Here is a 3,527-nt window from a genome sequence, read left to right as displayed (position 1 = left end):
TTCGACAGTCGCTACTTCGGACCCATCAGGACGAGCGAGATCGACGGCGCCTACAAGGAGGTCTGGCGATGGTGAAACCTTGGCTGCTGGGCTGCGTGATCGCAGTCTTCTTCGCGGGCGCTGCCACGAGCGCCGAGCCCGACTGGAACACCGCCGGCGGCGCGATCTTCGCCGTCGCGGACACGCGGGCCACCCCATCCGTCGACGCACCGGAGAGCCTGGCTCAGCTTCCGCCCAGCACCCAGCCCCTCGACCCCGCCGTGGGCGAGGCCGCCCGGCTCCATCGCCTCGACCCCAAGCTGCTCCATGCGCTGGTCACGGTGGAAAGCGCCTATCGCCCGAACGCCATCTCGCCGGCGGGCGCCGGCGGCCTGACCCAGCTGATGCCCGCGACGGCAAAAGCCTTGGGCGTTGAAGACCGGTTCGACCCGTCAACCAACCTGTCGGCCGGCGCGGACTACCTGGCGCGCCAGCTCCTGCGGTTTGGCGATCTCAGACTGGCCCTGGCGGCGTACAACGCCGGGCCCGACCGCGTCGCCCGCCTGGGGCGGATCCCGAATTTCCCGGAGACCCAGGCCTATGTGACCGCCGTCGTCGATTGCTACCTGGCGCTTGCCGCAGGGCGAACGGTGCGGACGCGCCGCGACTGCCCGAGGACCGGGCCATGAGCGACCTCGATTTCCCTCCGCTCAAGGCCGACGAGCACGACGACGACCTGCTGACCCGCGCCGAGGCTTCGGCGTACCTCGCCCGCTACAATGTCCGCATGAAGCCGGCCACGCTGGCGCGCATCTGGTCGGTGGGTCAGGACGGCCCGCCCTGTCGGCACATTCGCCGCAAGCCCTTCTATCCGCGCGGCGAGCTTCGCCAATGGGCGCTTCGCCAGCGGACCGGCCTCCGAGCCTCGCGCGCACCGACCGCCCCCGCCGCGGACGAGAGGCGGTGAGCGATGTCCCATTGGAAGACCTTCCTCGACGCAGAGGCCCGGGGCGGCCGCTACCTTCCATGGAAGGAAGTGGGCCGCGCCACAGGCCTCAGCCGCACGACCGCCTGGCGGCTGCAGAAGCGCGGCGAGTTCCCGGCGCCCTACGCCATCTCGCCCGGCCGGGTCGGCTATCGCGAGGACGAGGTCGAGGCGTGGCGCGTTTCCCGAGACCACAGCGGCGCGCGGGTCAAATCCCCGACAGGCGCCGGCGGCGACGCACCCCCCGCTGTCGCCCTGTCCACCGCCGTTCCGCGGCGCGAAATCACAGCGCCGCCGGTCGCGATGACGTCATCGGGAGAGGTCTCCGCGACCCTCGCCGCGCCAGCCTTGGTCGCGCGATCCCTCGCGCCGCGCGCGGCCGGAGTTCCGACGACCAAGCGAGGAAAACCAGGCCGCCGCCGATCACAGCACGCGCAGGCGATCGCGCAACAGATCCTGTTCGATTTCTGACCGGCGATAGGAGGCGCGTCGAAGCGGCGAATTCGGCGCGTAGCGAGATCAGCTTGCGATCCGGCCCCGACGCGGCAATTGAGGCGTTGATCGCCTTGCGGGCTTGCCAAAATCCTCGACGCCAAGCCTAAGCGCCGCCCATCGGCACCATCATGGTGCGATCGTAGTTCCTGGCGCTGCCATGCCGGGGGACCGAGCGCAAGAGCTTCGGGGGCAGTGAATTCTTCATCAGTGGCCCACCGACCCGCGCCCGCGAGACCCACGCTGCGGTGATGCTGTGGCTGGTGCGGGAGCAGTCTCAGCCGCGGTGAGCCACCCGCGGCGAGGACCGGGTTTGACTGATGTTGTTGAAGAAGGCGGGTCGTGGCGGCGATTGCAGCATGGCCCGATGAAGCGCGCACGGCGGCGCTACTGCTCAGGCAGGCGCCAGGGGCAGTGGGCCCGGGATCAGCTTGGCGAGTTTGCGGAGGTTCTGGGCGGTGGCGGCGAGGAGAAACTCGTCTCGGGCGCCGCAGGGACCGCGTAGCCGCAGGCGGTCCAGCTTCAGGATGCGCTTCAGGTGGGCGAAGAGCATTGCGACCTTCTTCCGCTGGCGCATGGAGGTCCAGTAGGCGTCGGTCTTGGCGATCTAGCGGGCCCCGTCGCGAGCGGCCTCGTGGATCGAGCGGGTCACTTTGCGCGCCGGGGTCTTCGGGCAGCGCTGACTCTTGAGCGCGCAGGCGTCGCAGTCGGCCTTGCTGGCCCGGTAGCGATGCGTGTCGTCGGCCGGCGGCCCGGTCCGCGGCGAGGAGAAGGCGCGGCGATTAGCGCTTCAGCTCCTGGCCGCCGGGGCAGCGGTAGAGATCGCCAGCGGGGTCGTAGGTTAAGTCCTCCCGGGAGAAGGTCCCGTCCTCGCGCTTGGACTTGAAGCGCCCCCGAAGCCGGCCGTTGTGAAGGGCCAACCTCCGGAAGCACGGGAAATCCGCCCGCAAATTCCGCAGGTTTCAGGGTTCGTGAAATCAGGAGCCGGTTGGACCGGCCTGGGTGGCGGCTGGACGGATGCACTACGGGCGGTGCGAGCCCGTATGGGACAGGGGCGCTGCCCGCTTCAGCGTAGAGGCGCCGATTAGTGACCGCGGGCGCCCTTGCAGGTTTGGTCCGACGCCCCCGCCCTCCAGGCTTCTATCGCCCGAGCGCGCCAGGATGCGCGACGCGTTGCGGCTAGAATTGCCAATAGGTCAGTCGGGATCGGCATGGGCCGGAAGGCGCTCACGTGCGATCCCCCAGTGTTGCCCTGCGGCACGAGCCCGATTGCCGTCTTGGTCGCGGCGCCGACGATGCGAACCAGTTGCCCACGGACTTCGCGTGGGTCTCGCCGCCGAAGGCCCAACGGACATCCGGACATGCACACGTACATGCTCGATGGTCGACGCTTGGCCGAGCACGTGGGCGCGCTCGAGGTGGGCAAAGGCCTCCTCCCAACGACCGTGGCGTTCATAGAATTCAGCGGCTTCGAGTTCGGCTGCGACCGGGCGCGCGCTCGGGGGAAGGAGCCGGACGGATAGGCACGCCGCGGCTGCCGGGTCGAACGCGAGACAGAACTGCGGCCACCAGGCCGGCGCGCCGGCTTTCGGCAAAAGGTGTGGGTGGACCAGGTCAAGCAGGCCGTGGCCGAGAAGGCCGGCTGCGATGAGCCAGAGGTTCCAGCGAAAGCCCGCCACCGCAATGCAGACGAACCCGCACACGATCCACAGCTCCAGGGCCAGGACCTGGATGGATCCCGCCTCGATGGCGAAAAGCACGTAGTAGCCCGCGATCGTCACAAGCAGCACGGGATAGAAGTTGCGGCCTCTATCGAACCCCACCGTCGCGGCGACCATCGCCACGCCAAAGGCCAGGGCTACGCGGCGGGAATGTGTTTGGCCATCAGGGTTCCCGGTAATGTGCCAAAGCGGCTCTCCAATGGCCCCACCTCGTGATAGCCGAGCTTCCGGTAAAACCGACGAGCGTTCAAGGTTCTACCCAGCACGGCTGCGTTGCAACCAAGTACAGAAAGGTGCTTCTCCATCGTCTGCATCAGCAGCTTGCTTACTCCAAGGAAGCGAGCCTCAGG

At 68.5% G+C, this 3,527-nt stretch carries 6 protein-coding genes and 1 pseudogene; 3 read left to right on the top strand and 4 right to left on the bottom strand.

Going from position 1 to position 3,527, the window contains the following annotated elements:
• Positions 1-68 precede the first annotated feature (68 nt).
• From QZV94_RS20035 to QZV94_RS20025, 3 genes are read left to right on the top strand one after another with little or no spacing between them, the layout of a single operon-like run.
• Entirely contained in the window at positions 69-668 is a 600-nt protein-coding gene (locus QZV94_RS20035; protein WP_293680976.1) for a lytic transglycosylase domain-containing protein, read from the top strand.
• Positions 665-946 (top strand): hypothetical protein, encoded by a 282-nt coding sequence (locus tag QZV94_RS20030; RefSeq protein WP_293680973.1) that lies wholly within the window; start codon positions 665-667, stop codon positions 944-946. The genes QZV94_RS20035 and QZV94_RS20030 overlap by 4 nt, the downstream gene beginning before the upstream one ends.
• Before the next feature lie 3 nt (positions 947-949).
• Entirely contained in the window at positions 950-1,435 is a 486-nt protein-coding gene (locus QZV94_RS20025; RefSeq protein WP_293680970.1) for an AlpA family transcriptional regulator, read from the top strand.
• Between the two features lie 415 nt (positions 1,436-1,850).
• Here QZV94_RS20025 and QZV94_RS20020 read toward each other — a convergent pair.
• The 4 genes and pseudogenes from QZV94_RS20020 to QZV94_RS25270 all read right to left on the bottom strand — a co-directional run.
• Positions 1,851-2,340, bottom strand: a pseudogene (locus tag QZV94_RS20020) (transposase); the annotation flags it as partial.
• A gap of 200 nt (positions 2,341-2,540) precedes the next feature.
• Positions 2,541-2,753, bottom strand: coding sequence for a DUF3703 domain-containing protein (locus tag QZV94_RS25275; RefSeq protein WP_367254946.1), 213 nt, complete (start codon positions 2,751-2,753; stop codon positions 2,541-2,543).
• On the bottom strand, positions 2,653-3,294 hold the full coding sequence (locus QZV94_RS20015; protein WP_293680979.1) for a DUF3703 domain-containing protein: 642 nt from the start codon (positions 3,292-3,294) through the stop codon (positions 2,653-2,655). Before QZV94_RS20015 ends, QZV94_RS25275 begins: the two co-directional genes overlap by 101 nt.
• Positions 3,295-3,314: 20 nt before the next feature.
• On the bottom strand, positions 3,315-3,527 hold a 213-nt coding region (locus QZV94_RS25270), incomplete at its 5' end, for a GNAT family N-acetyltransferase (protein WP_367254943.1).

The organism is uncultured Phenylobacterium sp. (assembly GCF_902826855.1).
GTDB lineage: Bacteria > Pseudomonadota > Alphaproteobacteria > Caulobacterales > Caulobacteraceae > Phenylobacterium.
The sequence above is the reverse complement of the archived record's forward strand: the minus strand, read 5'-3'. Positions and strand labels throughout refer to the sequence as shown.

What these genes read in the sequence shown, in the direction of transcription:
- QZV94_RS20035 (WP_293680976.1), top strand. Translation starts at nt 69, where the DNA reads ATGGTGAAACCTTGGCTGCTGGGCTGCGTGATCGCAGTCTTCTTCGCG.
- QZV94_RS20030 (WP_293680973.1), top strand. Translation starts at nt 665, where the DNA reads ATGAGCGACCTCGATTTCCCTCCGCTCAAGGCCGACGAGCACGACGAC.
- QZV94_RS20025 (WP_293680970.1), top strand. Translation starts at nt 950, where the DNA reads ATGTCCCATTGGAAGACCTTCCTCGACGCAGAGGCCCGGGGCGGCCGC.
- QZV94_RS20015 (WP_293680979.1), bottom strand. Translation starts at nt 3,294, where the DNA reads ATGGTCGCCGCGACGGTGGGGTTCGATAGAGGCCGCAACTTCTATCCC.